At 41.1% G+C, this 16128-nt stretch carries 14 protein-coding genes; 4 read left to right on the top strand and 10 right to left on the bottom strand.

All coding sequences use genetic code 11. The features are described 5' to 3' along the window. Nucleotides 1–295 precede the first annotated feature (295 nt). A complete protein-coding gene (gene arfA / locus E5N72_RS19375; protein WP_054563243.1) occupies nucleotides 296–487 on the bottom strand; it encodes an alternative ribosome rescue factor ArfA in 192 nt (63 codons plus the stop codon). A 230-nt stretch (nucleotides 488–717) separates the two neighbouring features. Here arfA and E5N72_RS19370 point away from each other — a divergent pair, with 230 nt between their 5' ends. Then, entirely contained in the window at nucleotides 718–2595 is a 1878-nt protein-coding gene (locus E5N72_RS19370) for a monovalent cation:proton antiporter-2 (CPA2) family protein (RefSeq protein WP_135926738.1), read from the top strand. A 481-nt stretch (nucleotides 2596–3076) separates the two neighbouring features. On the opposite strand, the gene E5N72_RS19365 is transcribed toward E5N72_RS19370, so the two are convergent. The 5 genes from E5N72_RS19365 to E5N72_RS19345 form a co-directional block, all read right to left on the bottom strand. Beyond that, complete coding sequence (locus E5N72_RS19365) at nucleotides 3077–3550, bottom strand: RES family NAD+ phosphorylase (protein WP_135926737.1); 474 nt, start codon at nucleotides 3548–3550, stop codon at nucleotides 3077–3079. After that, the gene (locus E5N72_RS19360; protein WP_135926736.1) at nucleotides 3550–3984 is read right to left on the bottom strand and encodes an antitoxin Xre/MbcA/ParS toxin-binding domain-containing protein; all 435 of its coding nucleotides are present in this window, start codon (nucleotides 3982–3984) and stop codon (nucleotides 3550–3552) included. The genes E5N72_RS19365 and E5N72_RS19360 overlap by 1 nt, the downstream gene beginning before the upstream one ends. Nucleotides 3985–4102: 118 nt before the next feature. Further along, the gene (locus E5N72_RS19355; RefSeq protein WP_135926735.1) at nucleotides 4103–6646 is read right to left on the bottom strand and encodes a TonB-dependent receptor; all 2544 of its coding nucleotides are present in this window, start codon (nucleotides 6644–6646) and stop codon (nucleotides 4103–4105) included. 313 nt (nucleotides 6647–6959) lie between these two features. Further along, nucleotides 6960–7607, bottom strand: a complete 648-nt coding sequence (locus E5N72_RS19350) for a UPF0149 family protein (protein ID WP_135926734.1) — start codon at nucleotides 7605–7607, stop codon at nucleotides 6960–6962. Nucleotides 7608–7693: 86 nt separating this feature from the next. Next, the gene (locus E5N72_RS19345) at nucleotides 7694–8650 is read right to left on the bottom strand and encodes an ATP-binding protein (protein WP_135926733.1); all 957 of its coding nucleotides are present in this window, start codon (nucleotides 8648–8650) and stop codon (nucleotides 7694–7696) included. Nucleotides 8651–8746: 96 nt separating this feature from the next. On the opposite strand from E5N72_RS19345, the gene E5N72_RS19340 reads away from it, so the two are divergent. Both E5N72_RS19340 and hemH read left to right on the top strand, forming a co-directional pair. Further along, a complete protein-coding gene (locus E5N72_RS19340; RefSeq protein ID WP_135926732.1) occupies nucleotides 8747–10054 on the top strand; it encodes an HD domain-containing phosphohydrolase in 1308 nt (435 codons plus the stop codon). A gap of 78 nt (nucleotides 10055–10132) precedes the next feature. Continuing rightward, a complete protein-coding gene (gene hemH, locus E5N72_RS19335; protein WP_135926731.1) occupies nucleotides 10133–11155 on the top strand; it encodes a ferrochelatase in 1023 nt (340 codons plus the stop codon). 32 nt (nucleotides 11156–11187) lie between these two features. On the opposite strand, the gene E5N72_RS19330 is transcribed toward hemH, so the two are convergent. The 3 genes from E5N72_RS19330 to E5N72_RS19320 form a co-directional block, all read right to left on the bottom strand. Then, entirely contained in the window at nucleotides 11188–11499 is a 312-nt protein-coding gene (locus E5N72_RS19330; protein WP_135926730.1) for a cupin, read from the bottom strand. A gap of 13 nt (nucleotides 11500–11512) precedes the next feature. Continuing rightward, complete coding sequence (locus E5N72_RS19325; protein WP_135926729.1) at nucleotides 11513–12661, bottom strand: benzoate/H(+) symporter BenE family transporter; 1149 nt, start codon at nucleotides 12659–12661, stop codon at nucleotides 11513–11515. A 143-nt stretch (nucleotides 12662–12804) separates the two neighbouring features. After that, nucleotides 12805–13752: a RimK family alpha-L-glutamate ligase gene (locus E5N72_RS19320; RefSeq protein WP_135926728.1), complete on the bottom strand. Its 948-nt coding sequence runs from the start codon at nucleotides 13750–13752 to the stop codon at nucleotides 12805–12807. Between the two features lie 194 nt (nucleotides 13753–13946). Between E5N72_RS19320 and E5N72_RS19315 the strand changes: the two genes are divergently transcribed. Next, nucleotides 13947–14483: a hypothetical protein gene (locus tag E5N72_RS19315; protein ID WP_135926727.1), complete on the top strand. Its 537-nt coding sequence runs from the start codon at nucleotides 13947–13949 to the stop codon at nucleotides 14481–14483. Nucleotides 14484–14648: 165 nt separating this feature from the next. Here E5N72_RS19315 and E5N72_RS19310 read toward each other — a convergent pair whose 3' ends face one another. After that, a complete protein-coding gene (locus E5N72_RS19310) occupies nucleotides 14649–15842 on the bottom strand; it encodes an ectonucleotide pyrophosphatase/phosphodiesterase (protein WP_135926726.1) in 1194 nt (397 codons plus the stop codon). Nucleotides 15843–16128: the final 286 nt, after the last annotated feature.

The following is a 16128-nucleotide window of genomic DNA, read 5'->3' as shown; positions in this document are numbered from 1 at the left end:
CAAACAGCAAAAAACAAACTGATTCTACAAGGCAAAAGTAAACACAAAATTAACAATAAATTAACCACAGGAAGTGCAGCACATCTGGATTGTATGAAAAACAGGCAAAGCTTGTGTGAGGAAAAACAAAAATAATTGAAGTATCTATTTTAGGTATATAACGAATAAATTAGTTTTTAGATAAAAATTTCTAAAAAAATTGACTTAAAATTATTCTTAACGCGAATTTTAGGTAAAAAAAAAGCAAACACTGAGTGTTTGCTTTTCACAAAAATCCTATTTGATCACAACTTAATTAAGCAGCGATTAAATAGGACTCTCGTCCTGCATGTTTTGCCTTACGTTGATAAGCACCTTTACCTTTTTTTGGTTTCTCTACTTTTGCTGTAAACAGCTTAGATGTCACCATTGCGGCGTACACATTGTCGTTAATTACACCGCGACCAGTATCAACTTGGCCTTGTGTGCGTTGTTTCTTTTTGCTCATTTTTTGCTCCTATTAAATGTGTTGCGAGTATATACCTAGCCAAACTCTACGCAAGCGATTTTTAAGAAAAAACAATGATTTTTACCCCTCACTTTGTCTTAAGCACTTTTACTAAACATCATGCCTTGTTGTCATTTTATAGACTAAATTCGCATTTTGATTGCATTCACTACCTAACTGCTGGCAAAACTAGCAAAAACAACCATAGTTAATTAAAAAACAGGATTACGATGACTGACTTTCTCTTAATCGCCTACATTTTTCTTCTGGCCGGCATTATTGCCGTACCTATTGCAAGTAAATTAGGGCTTGGCTCTGTGCTTGGCTACTTACTCGCAGGTATTGTTATTGGGCCAACACTGACATTTTTAAATGTTGATGTGATTGCCATCCAGCATTTTGCTGAGTTTGGTGTGGTAATGATGCTGTTTATTGTTGGTTTAGAGCTTGAACCCAAAGCACTTTGGTCTATGCGAAAACAGCTTATTGGTCTAGGTGGTGGCCAAGTAATTTTATCTGCTGCCGCCTTTACCGGTATAGGCTTAGCGTTTGGCCATGCTTGGCAAACAGCTCTTACAATAGGCTTAATATTATCGCTTTCATCTACCGCGATTGTGCTGCAAACACTTTCAGAGCGCGGGCTGTTAAAGTCAGATGGTGGCCAAGCCTCATTTAGCGTATTACTCACTCAAGACATAGCCGTTATTCCTATGCTTGCGTTTATTCCATTGCTTGCTTTACCAGAATTAGCACCCGCAATTGCAGATACAGCCCATGCAAGCGAAGACGCGCATGCTGGTTTAAGTTTAGTGGCAGATCTTGAGGGCTGGCAAGCTGCGCTGGTAACCTTGGGTATGATTGCACTAGTGATCTTTGGTGGTAACTACTTAACCGCACCGATTTTTAGATTTGTCGCACAAGCACGGCTTCGCGAACTATTTACTGCAACGGCTTTATTCTTTGTTATTGGTATCGCTTTGATGATGTCATTAGTTGGCTTATCACCTGCGCTTGGCACTTTTTTGGCAGGTGTTGTGCTTGCAAATTCACCTTATAAACATGAGCTTGAAAGTAATATCGATCCCTTCAAAGGGCTATTACTTGGATTATTCTTTATCACCGTTGGCGCAAGTATCAATTTTCAATTACTCACAGATAACCTAGCTACCATCGTGCTATTAACTGGGGCACTGATTGCAACTAAAACAGTTGTGCTATTAATTTTAGGCCGCATTTTTGGCTTAAGAGGCGCCTCACTTTGGTTGTTAGCACTAGGGCTTGCACAAGCTGGTGAATTTGGTTTTGTATTACTTGCTTACAGTGTGTCTAACAATGTATTGGCAGCAGCCCTTGCCGACCAGTTATTACTGGTTGTGACCCTATCAATGCTGCTTTCGCCGGGGCTATTTATTCTCTATCAACGTGTGATAGCGCCTCGCTTTATTTGTGAGCAAGCCAAGCGAGATGAAGAAGAGTTTCCTGATGATAGCCATGTGATCATTGCAGGCTCAGGCAGAATGGGTGGCCTTGTTGACCGTATTTTGCAAGCAGGTGGATATAACACCACCGTAATTGATTATAATTATAAACAACTTGAAGCACTTGAACATGTTGGTATTCGTAACTTCTTTGGTGATGCAACTCGTCCAGATTTACTCAGTGCAGCTGGCATTGAGGATGCAAAATTACTAGTTGTAGCACTTGATGATGCCGAGCAAATAACTAAACTCGTGCGTTATGCTATGCAAAATTACCCGCATTTACATGTTGTTGCCCGTGCAGTAGACCGTCACCATGTGTATGAATTATGGACATACGGTTGTCGCGATATTATTCGCGAAACGTACGACAGCACTATGCGGATGGGCCGTTCTGCTTTTGAAGCGCTTGGTATTGAGCGAGAAAAAGCCCAAGAAATGGTCGATATCTTCAGTGAATTTGATAAAGAGATGCTTAGAGAAGCAGCAGACGCTTACGAAATAGGCGTACCGTTTGAAGAGAACCAAGCCTATATCGATTGCATTAATAAGCTGTTTGAAGAAAAAGAACCTAAAATAAAACAACAAATGCGCGAGATATGCGAGCGAGTTGTTAGTAGTTCGAAATAGCAAAAATATTACAATTATGGAGGAGGTGTTTTCACTTCCTCTTTTTCTTCTCATTAACTTTTCTATGTGAAAATAATTTGAACCACAGAGAACACAGAGGTGCTTCGCGCTACACAGAGAAACTTAATGCACAAAGAGGATAAGAGGCGCTGCGCTTTAGAGAACTCCTTGTCTTTCTCTGTGCTCTCTATGTCCCTGTGGTTCGAAAAAAGATCTAGCAAACAGTTAGTCTCGATAAATAGGTTACTGGCTGCGTCTGAGAAGAAGGTTGGAGAAGTTAATTTGGGTTTCCTCGTTGTCTTCTCATTAACTTCTCTTTGTGAAAATAATTTGAACCGCAGAGAACACAGAGGCGCTTCGCACTACACAGAGCAAACAAATACTCTCAAAGAGACTGCATTGAATAGGATAAAACGCGATATAAAATCGCTGCTACAAACTCGCATCTCGCAAACTTTACCCTTTCCCCTCGCTAACTAACTCAAAGCTTTACAGCCAACCGATTTGGATAGAAAAAGTCTTTGCTATCAATGCATTTTATTTTGCTTATGTCTGTGTGCAATGGATTAATTAAAAAATTGTATTCGTCGGGGCATAAACTAGAAGGAACTTGCAACACGGCTGCTTCCATCGATGCTAGCCAATCAGAACCTAATGCCTGAGTGTCTGTAATATAGGGGTGATCATCCCATGCTTTTGGCAGTTCGCTGGCTACTAGCCTAATAACCTTTAGATCATCAGGTATCTGTATAGTGGTGATACTCAAGTTTTTACTTAATATGTCGGTTGTGTCATTCACTAATCGCTCAAGCATTGCTAAAGAGCGCGAGCTCGCCGTATAAACAATGGGTTTACCAACAAAATGCCACCGCCCCTGTGCATATAAACCACCAAGCCCAGATAACGCGTTAGCCAGATCATTATGAACTTTCGGTGCTATTCGGTAGCAAATCATTAAGCTGTGAACCCGTACTCAAGCCCCATTATCACTCGCTTTATCAGTTCACGGCCACGGATAGTATGGATCACTGACTTTGGCTCTTGATTCGCAAATTGAATGTTGGGCGTATTAAGCCACTCATTCCAACGTTTAACGTCACCAAAGTAGGCAATGCCTTGCGATGAAATACGTGCAATCTCTAAAGCATTTTCGCTCAGCTTAGCACTTAAACGTTTTCGGTCTTTACTGTAGCGCTCAAGTGTACGGGTCGTGGTGCCAATGGAGGTTGCTAAAATGTTGGCATCCCAATTCAGCTCTTTAGCGAGTGATTTAATCGCACTGACAGTTACACCTTGTGTTGCAACATTAATCTCATCAATTGTATTAGAATGAATTGTTACCCTACCATCAGTAACAACACCTAAATAATCAGTTTCTACAGCATTCATTTTACACCTCGTCGAATTCGACACTTGTCATTTATTATAGTGACAAATGTCGCATACTACAATTAAACAAAAAAATAGCGCCGTTAGGCGCTATTTAAGCTTCATTTCAACTTAGGAATTAAAAACTAAAGCTTAGTTTTGCGTAGTAAGTCATACCATCAAAACCATAAGGCAATGCACGTACAGGGTACTTAAATGCTTTATTAGTAATAAAATCAAGCGCTTCATCTTCGCCTAACTCGTCTGGTGTTACATCAAAGATATTATCAATACCTGCCGATAGCATCAGCTCGTCAGTTAGCTGATAACCAACATTTACATCAACTAATACTGCTGACTCAACCGTGCTTGTGTCTTTAAACTCACCAGTAGGCGATAACTCATCAGGTAAACCTATGTGGTCATTACCAAAGTATTTAACGTCAGTTTCGCCGTAGTAGTTAAAACGTAGCATGCTGTTGAAATCGCCACGATCGTATTCAAATGTTAGTGTTGCACGCTCACCTGGTTGACCATCCGTTAAGAAACTACGTTGTAAATCATCAAGAGCGATTGACTCAGGAACACCTTCTGGCGCATTCACATCATCAATTTCGGTTTCGTTAATGTTACCTGCAAAGGTTGCTGAGAAATTACCGTCGTACAAATCGGTGCGGTACGAAGCAATAATATCAACCCCTTTGGTGGTTGAATCAACCGAGTTTGAGAAGTAGTTAGCTTGCTGTGCACCTGTTGCATTAAGTGCCGCCACCGCTTCGGCGCTAAACGAAACATCGTCCGCCGACATTAAGCTGCCAAGGGTAATTCTGTCTTTAATTGCAACATGGTAAAAATCAACGGTCAGTGATAAATCGCTTGTTACATTATAAACAAAGCCCGCACTTAAGTTTTCTGAGCTCTCAAGTCCAAGACTATCAACACCAAGGGCTGACGGGAAATCAGATCCCGCTGTTGCAGTGAATGATTGCAATAACACGCCACCAGCACCTAAGTTTGTGGTGTAAGCTGTATAGGCGCTTTGTTGCAGTGATGGTGCTCTAAAGCCAGAAGAAATCGCACCACGCACGGCAAAGTCATCGGTAATTTCATAGCGCGTTGCTAGCTTGCCAATGATGTCATCACCGGCATCAGAGAAGTCTTCATAACGAAGCGCTGTACTTACCTGCCATGCGTCCGTGATCAGTGTTTCGGCATTAACATAAAATGCATAGCTGTGACGGCTCTCTTTATTTGACGCTTCAGGACGTAAACCGTTATAAGCTTGGAAGCCACACTCAGCAAATACGCTGCTGTCGTTAACCGCAGGGTATGAGGTATCTGAATTTGCTAAGCCACACGCGTAAGACGCTTCTTCGCCCGGCACGATTTCGTAATTTTCTTTACGATATTCAGCACCCACCGACACATAAACAGGTTCACTGCGACCAATATCAACAATACCATTTAAATCTGCATTTACTGTTGTTTGATCAAATCTAAAACCACCTGAGTAACCACCTGAAGGGCCTGCATTTGCCGCAATATCAGCATCACTTGCACCTGGGTTATTCGCCACATATTCAGCAGCATACGAGGCATTTAGAGTATTTTTTGAGGTGAAATCATAGCTATTTTCACCATATACGGCCGAAACATCATAGCTCCAATCTGGGTTTAGCTCACCGCGCAGCCCAAGTGAAAACGAAATATCTTCGGCTTCGTTGTCGATGCGAGGTAAAAAGCCATCGCCATATACTTGCACAACGTTCTTCGCTGCTTGGTCAAAGTTACGGTAAAAACCATTGCCTAATGCCGTACGGTTTGAGTATCCACCAAATGAGTAAAGCTCGCTCTCGCCAAGTGGTAACGCCATGTTATAAAACACAGACGTAAATTCGCTATCTGCGTTACCTTGCCCCCAACGGACTTCGTCAGACAGCGTGCCAGCTGGTACATCAACTGAGCCACCGATATCACGCTGTGCGCGGTTGGTGCCATCAGCATCACGGTATTCTAAAGAAAAGTTAATGAAGCCGCCTTCATCGCCTAAATCAAAGCCACGGTTTAAACCCATTGATAGGGTGTCACCATCGCCTTCACCTGTGCTACCTGCTTGCACATAACCCGTTGTAACACCTGTTGAATCGTTTAGCGATAAGTTGATAACACCGGCTATCGCATCAGAGCCATACTGCGCCGCAGCACCATCACGAAGTACTTCAACGCCTTTTAAAGCGGTAAGTGGAATCGCGTTCATATCAGTACCCGCAGCACCGGCACCGACAGTACCATTTAAACCAAAAATAGATTGATTATGACGGCGCTTACCATTGATTAGAACTAACGTTTGGTCTGGCTGTAAGCCTCGAAGAGTTGCAGGTCTAAATAAGTCAGAGCCATCTGACACTTGCGTACGAGAAAAGTTAAATGAAGGAGCCGTCGCTTGCAGGCTTTGGCCAAGTTCAGTGAAACCACCTTTGTTCAAATCGTCAGCATCAATCAAATCAACCGGCGATGTTGATTCGGTAGCCGTACGATTGGCAACTCGTGAGCCTAATACAGAGATTTGTTCGATATTTTTATCTGCTTTTACGCCAGATGCTTGCTCGGCTGCCTGCACTGAAGTCGCAGAAACAGCCACACTGACCGCTACGGCCAGCATACTTAAAGAATGTGTTGTCATGTGTATCCTGTTGATATTCTGGCTTTCCTTAAATCAAAAAGACGCCCCTTTGGAGAAGTTAAGGAAAAGCACTAAGCACGTACTGTTGATTTTAAAAATCATAAATTTGAAAGCTAACTCAAGCCTGCGAGTTACCCCTTGGGAAACATCCTATCAACAAAAAAATGAAATGAAAGAAAAACTTGTTACGACTTAGGTATAATTTTTTCTATTTGTATGATTAATAGATTTTATAAGGGAGGAATTATTCAATTAATAGTAGAAATAAGCAAATTAATGCAACCATTTACTTATCTCTACCAACTCAATCTATTTATTGATCTTGCTCTAACATCGCCAGCTTTTCATCTTCGAGCATTAAGGCCATGGTGGCTATTTCGGCTAAACTCTCGTCTAATGCAGCAAAAAAAGTCGCAAACCCTTCACCCAATTTTTCTGGCTCTGGGTGATTAGCAAGTGCTTGATCCCACATTGCAAAAGTAGTTAATAAATCGAGTGTAGCTTCAAAGTTATCAATGAAAAGCTGCCCTTCTTCACTGGCTTCTTTTTGCTCATCAGCTTGCAGTAAAAACTGTAAGTCACTGTGCCAAATATCTTGATTAACTATGTATGCAGCAATGTAACCGCTGCAAAAGTCTTGTAATGCTTGGCTAGGTTCATTTGCATCAGCATCATTGGAATATAAATGAGCAAGTATTTTCTTTTGCTCAACTTGAGCTTCTGTCACATTATCAAGTAACTCAATCATTGCATCGCGCGGCTCTGAATCGGTCATTAATGTATTGAATATTGATTCATCGTTATCAGCGATATAATTTGCAAGCTCTGACTCACCAAAAAACTCAGAGCAGGCAAGCAGTCCAGCCATAAATCCAATGACCTGATCTAAACTAACTTGATTCGTCTCACTTTGACTTGCGAGATAGTTTTTCAATACTTCCGAGCTTTCTGTGTTAAACATAGTGTGCCTTTATATTTAATGTTGGTCAGTACTTAGTCTTACACTATCGAATCTACAGCGTTTTGCAACAACTTAAATTGTGTCAATTAGTTAACCACATCTCTAACGTGACTTTGCACTGGAAATACACAACTAATGCGCGTGCCCGTTCCCTCTGTGCTTTGTATTTCAATAGTGCCTTGATGATCATGCACAATCGCATAAACCATGGTCATTCCCATTCCAGTGCCTTCCCCTACCGGTTTGGTCGTGTAGAAAGGATCATATATTTTAGCGATAGTTTCTGCTGACATCCCCACGCCATTGTCTTCAACATCAATATAAATATGATGTTGAAGTTCATAGACCGACACAGTGATCTGCGCTTTTGAGCTACTCGCATCACATGCTTGCTTTGCATTTATTAATACATTCACAATCACTTGACTGATAGCTGCTAAATTACACCAGCTCTCAGAAATCGTATGGTAGTCAGTTTGTAAATCGCATTCTTTAAGTTGATTCGCTAATAACTTAACTGCACTTTTTACCGCATCAGTCATATCAGCAAACTGTTTGTTATGGCCCTTTGGTCGAGAGAAATCGAGCAAATTTGCAACTATCTTGCTGATCCTTTGTAAACCTTGCGCTGTGTCATTTATTAAGTCAGGCAAATCATCTGCTAAATAACGAACAGAGTGTACTTTATTTAAATCGGTTAATTGCTGACAAAACGCCGCTTTATCCATTTCACTACAGGCAAATTCATCACATTTAGCTAATAATGCACTGAAATAATTGCAATACTCCTTAAGGGTATCGACATTACTAATGCTATAAGCAAGGGGGTTGTTAATTTCATGGGCAACCCCAGCGCATAGTGTGCCCAAAGTGGCCATTTTTTCTGCTTGAATAAACATTGCTTGATGACGCTCTAAGTCTGCAATTTTTTGTTCAAGCTCACTGTTTAATGCAACAAGAATACGGCTCTTGTCTGCTAACAGTTGCTCTGCCTCTTCCCTAGCTGCTTTTTCTAATAAATAAGCTTGCTTAAAGTCATTCATTTTTCTCTCAAACTTTAGCCTGTATCACTTAAAACCTAGCACAAGCCTAGATTTAAGGCTATGTTATTGATTAACGATGGTTCACAGTAAATCGCTATGGCAGAAAAAGTAAGCAAAGAGCATATTCAAGTATTATGCATTGATGATGACGAAATTGTTTTACGCACTTTATTAAGGTTGTTATCTGCACATAATATCTCAGCAAAAGCGACAGCAGATCCGACAGAAGGTCTTACGCTATTAGCAGCTTATAATTTTGATGTGATTATTTGTGACATGCGCATGCCACAGATGGATGGCGCGGAGTTTTTTGCTCAAGCACTTAGTATTGCACCAGATCCACAACGTATTTTATTGACCGGTTACTCAGACATCGACAATACCATTGCCGCAGTCAATAAAGGTAAGATCCATGCTTATATTCAAAAACCTTGGCAAAATGAATTACTGCTTCGCAATATTAGTGATGGCATTGAAAAAACTTCTCTTAAACGAGAAAACAAACGCCTTGAACAGCAAATTAAAGCACAAAATGCGCAACTAAAAGAGCTCAACAATAACCTTGAGCAAATGGTCGAAAAGCGAACTCTACAAATTCGTAAAGTGCTTAAACAGCTCGAAGAAGTAAACGAGCGTGAAAAACACGAGCACCGCACAACCTTTGAGATTTTATACAACTTCATTAATGCAAACCCTTATCTAGACGGTATGCAAGCACAAAACATTGCCACTACCAGCAAGCAAATTGCAGAGCAACTTGGTTTAGATAAGAAACACATCGAAATGGCTGAAATGGCTGGATACCTTGCGCAAATAGGGCTGCTAGCAATGGAACCAGAGCTGTATAAAAAGCCAACCAGAGAGCTTACAGAAAACCAAAAAAAGTTATTTTATACTCACCCAAGTACAGCCCAGTTAATGCTTATGCCTGCACCACATTTACATGATGTCTCTGAGGCTATTTATTATCAATTTGAACACTATAATGGCTCTGGCATACCCAAAGGCTTAAAAGGTAAAGAAATACCGATTACCGCAATGATTTTAGCGGTGGCTAGAGACTTTTGGCAAACAATCGCCCATATAAATGTGCAAGACAACAGCAAGTTTGAAAGTGCGCTTGACCAATTGCAATTATACAGTGGCACCTACTACCACCCGAAGATTTTAGAAACCCTCGGCAGTTTAAAAATAACCTGTGCCAGTGATCAGCAAGTTGGCACTATGAAAATTATCTCTGCTCAACAACTAAAAAATGGCATGGTTTTAGGTCATGCACTAAGAAACTACGATGGAATTCTTTTACTACCAAAAGGGCATGTATTTGGCCCTAAATCAATTAGCAAGTTACAACAGCTTGAAGCTAAAAAACCAAGTCCTTTCAGGATCATGATCAAAAATTAGCGAATAAAGTGATCACATAGTCAGGTTAGTTCGTTACAATACGATTTATATAACGTTTACTTCATCAAGGAGCGCTCAGTGTCGCGATTTTCCGCTATAACCGATAACCCGCATGACGGCCGATTCAATAAAAAAACGGGTATTTTATTGACCAACTTAGGGAGCCCAGATGCGCCAACAACAGCGGCACTTAGAACTTACTTACGCGAGTTTTTATCTGATCCTCGTATCGTCGAGATTCCTCGCTTTATTTGGATGATTATCCTGTATTGCTTTGTTTTAACGCTGCGCCCGAAACGTTCAGCAGCACTTTACAAAAGCATCTGGACTGAAAACGGCTCACCACTAACACACATTACGCGAGAACAAAGTAAACGCCTTGCAGCACTATTAAAAGATAAAGGGCACCACGACACTGAAGTGGTTATGGCAATGCGCTACGGTAACCCATCGATTGAAGCAGGCCTTGAAGAGCTTCGCGACAAAGGCATCACTCGCGTAATCGTGCTGCCTATGTATCCGCAATATTCAAGCACCACCATAGGTTCAACATTTGATGCAGTATCAAATGTGCTTCGTAAATGGCGCTGGGTACCAGAGCTTCATTTCATTAATGGTTATCACAATAACCCAACTTATATTGATGCCCTCGCCGCTAGCATTAGTGAAGACTTAAATGCCCATGGCACACCACAAAAGCTAGTGTTTTCGTACCACGGTACACCTAAGCAATTTTTAGAAAATGGCGACCCTTACTACTGCTTTTGTATGCAAACTACCCGTTTAGTTGCTGAAAAGCTGGGTTTTGAAAAAGACTTTGCTGTAACAACATTCCAAAGCCGCTTTGGTAAAGCTGAGTGGTTAAAACCTTACACCGATGCCACACTTGAAAGCTATCCAGAGCAAGGTATTAAGGATATAGCGATTATCAGCCCTGCATTTAGTGCCGATTGCCTAGAAACCTTAGAAGAAATTGAAGGCGAAAATCGTGAAATTTTTGAACATGCAGGTGGTGAAAAGTACCGATACATACCAGCACTCAATACCCGCAGTGATCACATCAATGCCATATTTGAAGTGATAAAACCATTACTTAAATAACAAAAGGCCCCAGTAAAGCTGGGGCTTTTTTGTTATACACTGCCTTGCGATTCGATAAACAAAATTCGCGCTTCTCCCTTGGGATGCGCAACATGCTCCGTGCCAACACTGGCAAAAAAGATATCCCCTGGATTAAGAAGCTCAGCACATACTTCACCATGCTGTTTATAAAGCATTTCAACCTGACCACTTAACACCACAAAAACTTCTTCACCATTATTGATGTGCCATTTGTAAGGTTCATTCGTCCAGTGCAAACGAGTTGTAATACCATTCATATTGGCAATATCTAATGCTCCCCAAGCTCGTTCAGCTGTAAATTCGTGGCTTCGTATAACTTGCATCGTTTCAAATCCTTCAATCTTTACGTGTCATAACCAAGGTCACCGTGCCAGCAACAATCCCCCAAAACGCAGAACCGACCGAAAATAAGGTTAGGTTAGAAGCTGTGACTAAAAAGGTCACGATTGCGGCTTCGGTATAATACGCCTCAGTTAAAGCTTGCTGTAAGCTACTAGCAATGGTGGCGAATAACGCAATACCTGCCAACGCTAAAATAAGTGCTTGTGGCAAACTTGCTACCAAACCAACTAGCGTTGCAGCAAGGAGCGCCATAATAATGTAAAACACACCACCCGCAATGCTTGCCCAATAACGCTTGCTTGGGTCTTTATCAGCCTCAGGGCTCATACAAATTGCCGCAGTGATAGCAGCAAGATTAATTGCATAACCACCAAAAGGCGCAATAAACACATTTAAAAGTCCCGTTACATTTAACGCCGCCGACACAGGGGCTTTATACTGATGCGCTTTTAACACGGCGATGCCAGGTAAGTTTTGCGATGTCATCGTTACTATAAACAGCGGTAAACCAACACTGATCATGGCATTAATGTCGAACACTGGCGCTATATAAGCAAACTCACTCATTTTCCACTGCCAGCTAGAGGTATCGATTTGCCCTGTTATGCCTGCCATTAAAAAGCCAGCCACAACCACTGCGAGCATAGCAAAGCGCGCAAAGTAACGTTTTCCACATAAATACACCGCGACCATTAAGCCAATTACTAATGGCAGTTCGTTCATAAAATTAAATACATCAATGCCAAAATTCACCAGTACGCCTGCAAGCATGGCACAAGCCAGTTGGCTTGGAATTTTGTTCATCATTTTTTCGAACACGCCGGTAATTCCAGACAAAAACACCAGCGCCGCAGAGAACATAAACGCGCCAATAGCTTGGTTTAAGCTATACCCTTGAGCACTTGAAATGAGTAATGCCGCTCCGGTTGTTGACCACGCGATAAGAATGGGCACTTTGTAGTAATAAGACAAAGCAATTGAGCTCACGCCCATAGCAAGACCGAGCATCAACACCCAGCTGGCAACTAAATCGGGGGTGCCGCCTAACACCATCACAACCTGATAAATAAGCGCGATTGAGCTGGTAAAGCCGATAATAACAGCCACTAAACCCGCAGTTGCTCGACTGATGAGCTGACTCATGTACACACACTCCTTGCCAATAAAAAAATCTACCTTATCCTATGATTTGCTAATTAGCACTGTACACTTTTGTAGTATTTGTAAGTTTATTTACTATACAGATGACACAAAAAAGGCGTGTTATATACACACCTTGAAAAATATTAAACAGCCTCTAAACAAGGCTCTTCGAGTACTTCGGGCTTATCAAAAATACCCAGACGAATGCGAATAAAGTGCAAAATCTCTTTGGCTACATCAATCCCTAACGCCCCTTCTAAACCTTCAAAACCTGGGCTTGAGTTTGCTTCACAAATTTTAAAGTGCTGCTCGTCAAATAATAAGTCAATGCCCGCTACATCAAGGTTGAGTACGTTCGCAGTTTGAGTTGCAAGCCATTCGATTTCAGGTGTAATAGTAAATGACTTACCTGTTCCTCCGGCACTTACATTGGCTTTAAAGTTTTTACCCTGTGAGTTACGCTCCATACATGCAACAGCACGCCCACCGATAGTAAGCACTCGCAAATCTCGACCATGACTCGACTTAACAAACTGCTGTAAAATAATATTTGCCTGTGGGTTTGCCGCTTCAATAAGTTGCATTAAGTCATCAAACTCATCTTTTGATTTTGATAAAAATACGCCACTACCCTGCGAGCCCGATAACGTCTTAATCACGACAGGAAAACCAATCTGTTTTTCCACTAAATCAATGTTCACCGGAAACTTAACCAACATGGTATTTGGTGTAGGCAAATTACATTCTGCTAAAATTTGCTGTGCAAATAATTTGTCTTTTACCGTTTCAATTGATTGCGAGCTATTTACACAATACACACCTAAACGTTCCAAGTGACGAATAATTGCCAACGCAAAATAGGTTGTGCTTGCACCCATTCGTGGAATAACGAAATCTGGTAACGCAACTGATTGCCCATCGATTAAGATGCTTTTGCCATCTTCGCGAGTAATTGTTAAATCAAACTGATCAGGCGAGTAAACATGTAAGTCGATGCCTTCTTCTTTTGCAGCAGCAAGCAAGCGCTCTACCTCGTAGGTCTCTTGCTTTAGCAAACCTTGGCTATCTTTATAAATAATCCACCCGCGCATACTCGTTACCTCTAATCTTGGGTTTATGTGACAAAAAAACGCGGATTATGCTGAGCATTGCAAACTAAGTAAAATTAATTAATTTTATCGTCACGACAATTATTACCGCAACTTACTGATTATCTATTGACCAATATGTTAACTTAAGGTAAAAATCAACATTAAGTTAACATTAAAACCCGTAAGAGAAACATGTGAACAGGACGCTTGCATTAATCTTCATTTTGCCACTCACTGCATTTGCATTGAATGAATGGCATATTCAAAGTGATGGTTTTACATCAAAACCAGACACACAACCGAATGTTGCAACTTACAATTCAGAGCAACAGGTGCTACCTCAGCAACCTACTGTTAATTTAACAGCACCGCTAAATCAGCTTTCAAACAAAGCCCATGAATTTCTCTACAAACAAGGTCGTTTGCCCGAGAAATTAAGTGACACAGCGTTTAGTGAATTCGATTTAGATACCCTAAAAACACTTCAAGCGGGTGATAACTTGATTTTAGCTGTTGATGAAAGCCGCACTTACACACTAGAAATAAGCAATATTATTGAAGCGAGCAATGGTGATCGGAGCGTATTTGGTAAAGTCACTGATGATGACAAGACTAGCCATCAAGCAGTGATGACCGTAACAAAAAATACTCTGCAAGGGCAGCTTAACACTCACACTGACAGCTATAAATTTGTAAGCCACGGAGAATACGGCTGGGTAACGAAGTTGTAAGAGTTACAAGGGGAAAGTGGAAGCTAGCGAGATACAAGATACAAGGGTAAAGTTACGAGATGCGAGTCTGTAGCAGCGATTTTACATCGCGTCCTAGAGCCTAGCTCCTTTCCCCTCGCTAACTTTACTCTTTCCCTAACAACTTTCCCCTCGCTAACTCAAAGCTTACTGCTTCCTAGCCGGCCATAAACTTGCGCCATCGCTATCAATTGGGCTTAAGATCTCAAGACCGAGTATTTTGGCGATGAGCGGGTACACATCTAAATTACTTACTTCGTCTAAGCGCATGCCTTGTTTAAAAGCAGGGCCTTCGGCTATAAAGGTGGCAGCCATATCTTCGCTATAGGCATAACCATGAGTGCCTAAATAACCGGCCATTTTACTATCGGTAAACACGCGGGGCGCTTCGGTTTGCAAAATAATATCGCCAACTCGCGGGCCTTTATCATAGTGATAATCGTGCTTTTGCTTCTCACTTAATACGATGTAACGACCTTCAGCGGCTTTAGCGAGCTTTTTACTGAATCCGCTAATATCTGCTTTGCTATCTGGTTTTGCATAATACAAGACGCGAGGGCCTGTGTTTTGCACTATAAAGTTTTCGTCTTGTGGCAGGCTATCAATTTTGATGCTAAGGCTTGGATCAACAGACGCCATACCATGATCAGACAAAATCACTAAGTTAATGTTTTCATCAAGTGCTTTTAAACGGCTCGATAAATCAGCCATTAAACTGTCGAGCTTTTGTACTGCATCATAGGTTTCTTTGGCATCTGGGCCAAACTCATGTCCCATACTATCCACCAGCGAAAAATAACTAATCACCAAACGTGGTCGCTGTGCTTTTGGTAAGCTCAACCACTGAATAATTTGGTCAACGCGTCTTTGGTAATCACTGTGTTTTGAATAATGGTAAAAATAATCAGGTAACATACCGTTAAAACGCGCATCTGACTCTGGCCAAAAATAGGTGGCTGCTTTTAAGCCCTGCATTTGTGCTAAATTCCAAAGCGGAATGCCGTTAACCCAAGTGCTATCGTCTTTACCTTTTCCCATTTTGTAGCAGTCGTTGCGCTCAGTATCACAAAAGCGGTTCTCGACAATGCCATGATTAACAGGCAGCAAACCGGTAATAATCGAAATATGATTCGGAAAAGTTTTGGTTGGGTATACGGGGCGCATTTTGGTTGCTCTTACGCCCTGCTCACTGATTGCTTTTAAATGTTTCGCCTGATGTTTTTCAATGTAATCCCAACGAAACCCATCTATCGAAATAAGTACCACCGATTGCTCTTGTTCAGCTTTTACACCCGAACTGAAAAGCAATACCCCAGCTAAAACTAGTTGCCAAATACGCATAGAAAACCCTTTCGTTTAATTTTTAATTTGCTTAGAGACTTTAGCAAATAGTTTTGAAAATTTTGTGATAATGACTGCTAACTTTTTATATAACGTTTTACTAATTAGCTTTATGCATGCCACCGTAAAAATGGTTGCCAAACATCCAAAAGACCTTACTTTATATCCCAAGGTAGGAGATAAGTATGTAAAAGCAAATCATATATGAATAAGTGGCTTAATTTAAAGTAAGACATTAATAAAAAAAGGATATTTAAATTTTGGATACAAGCTGTTAGATTAAATT

It is taken from the genome of Pseudoalteromonas sp. MEBiC 03607, from assembly GCF_004792295.1.
GTDB classification, from domain to species: Bacteria; Pseudomonadota; Gammaproteobacteria; order Enterobacterales; family Alteromonadaceae; genus Pseudoalteromonas; species Pseudoalteromonas lipolytica_C.
Note: the sequence above shows the minus strand (reverse complement) of the source record. Positions and strands in the feature narration are given on the sequence as shown.

Excerpts from the sequence above, each read along its gene's own strand:
- arfA (WP_054563243.1), bottom strand. The coding sequence starts at position 487 with ATGAGCAAAAAGAAACAACGCACACAAGGCCAAGTTGATACTGGTCGC.
- E5N72_RS19370 (WP_135926738.1), top strand. The coding sequence starts at position 718 with ATGACTGACTTTCTCTTAATCGCCTACATTTTTCTTCTGGCCGGCATT.
- E5N72_RS19365 (WP_135926737.1), bottom strand. The coding sequence starts at position 3,550 with ATGATTTGCTACCGAATAGCACCGAAAGTTCATAATGATCTGGCTAAC.
- E5N72_RS19360 (WP_135926736.1), bottom strand. The coding sequence starts at position 3,984 with ATGAATGCTGTAGAAACTGATTATTTAGGTGTTGTTACTGATGGTAGG.
- E5N72_RS19355 (WP_135926735.1), bottom strand. The coding sequence starts at position 6,646 with ATGACAACACATTCTTTAAGTATGCTGGCCGTAGCGGTCAGTGTGGCT.
- E5N72_RS19350 (WP_135926734.1), bottom strand. The coding sequence starts at position 7,607 with ATGTTTAACACAGAAAGCTCGGAAGTATTGAAAAACTATCTCGCAAGT.
- E5N72_RS19345 (WP_135926733.1), bottom strand. The coding sequence starts at position 8,650 with ATGAATGACTTTAAGCAAGCTTATTTATTAGAAAAAGCAGCTAGGGAA.
- E5N72_RS19340 (WP_135926732.1), top strand. The coding sequence starts at position 8,747 with ATGGCAGAAAAAGTAAGCAAAGAGCATATTCAAGTATTATGCATTGAT.
- E5N72_RS19330 (WP_135926730.1), bottom strand. The coding sequence starts at position 11,499 with ATGCAAGTTATACGAAGCCACGAATTTACAGCTGAACGAGCTTGGGGA.
- E5N72_RS19325 (WP_135926729.1), bottom strand. The coding sequence starts at position 12,661 with ATGAGTCAGCTCATCAGTCGAGCAACTGCGGGTTTAGTGGCTGTTATT.
- E5N72_RS19320 (WP_135926728.1), bottom strand. The coding sequence starts at position 13,752 with ATGCGCGGGTGGATTATTTATAAAGATAGCCAAGGTTTGCTAAAGCAA.
- E5N72_RS19310 (WP_135926726.1), bottom strand. The coding sequence starts at position 15,842 with ATGCGTATTTGGCAACTAGTTTTAGCTGGGGTATTGCTTTTCAGTTCG.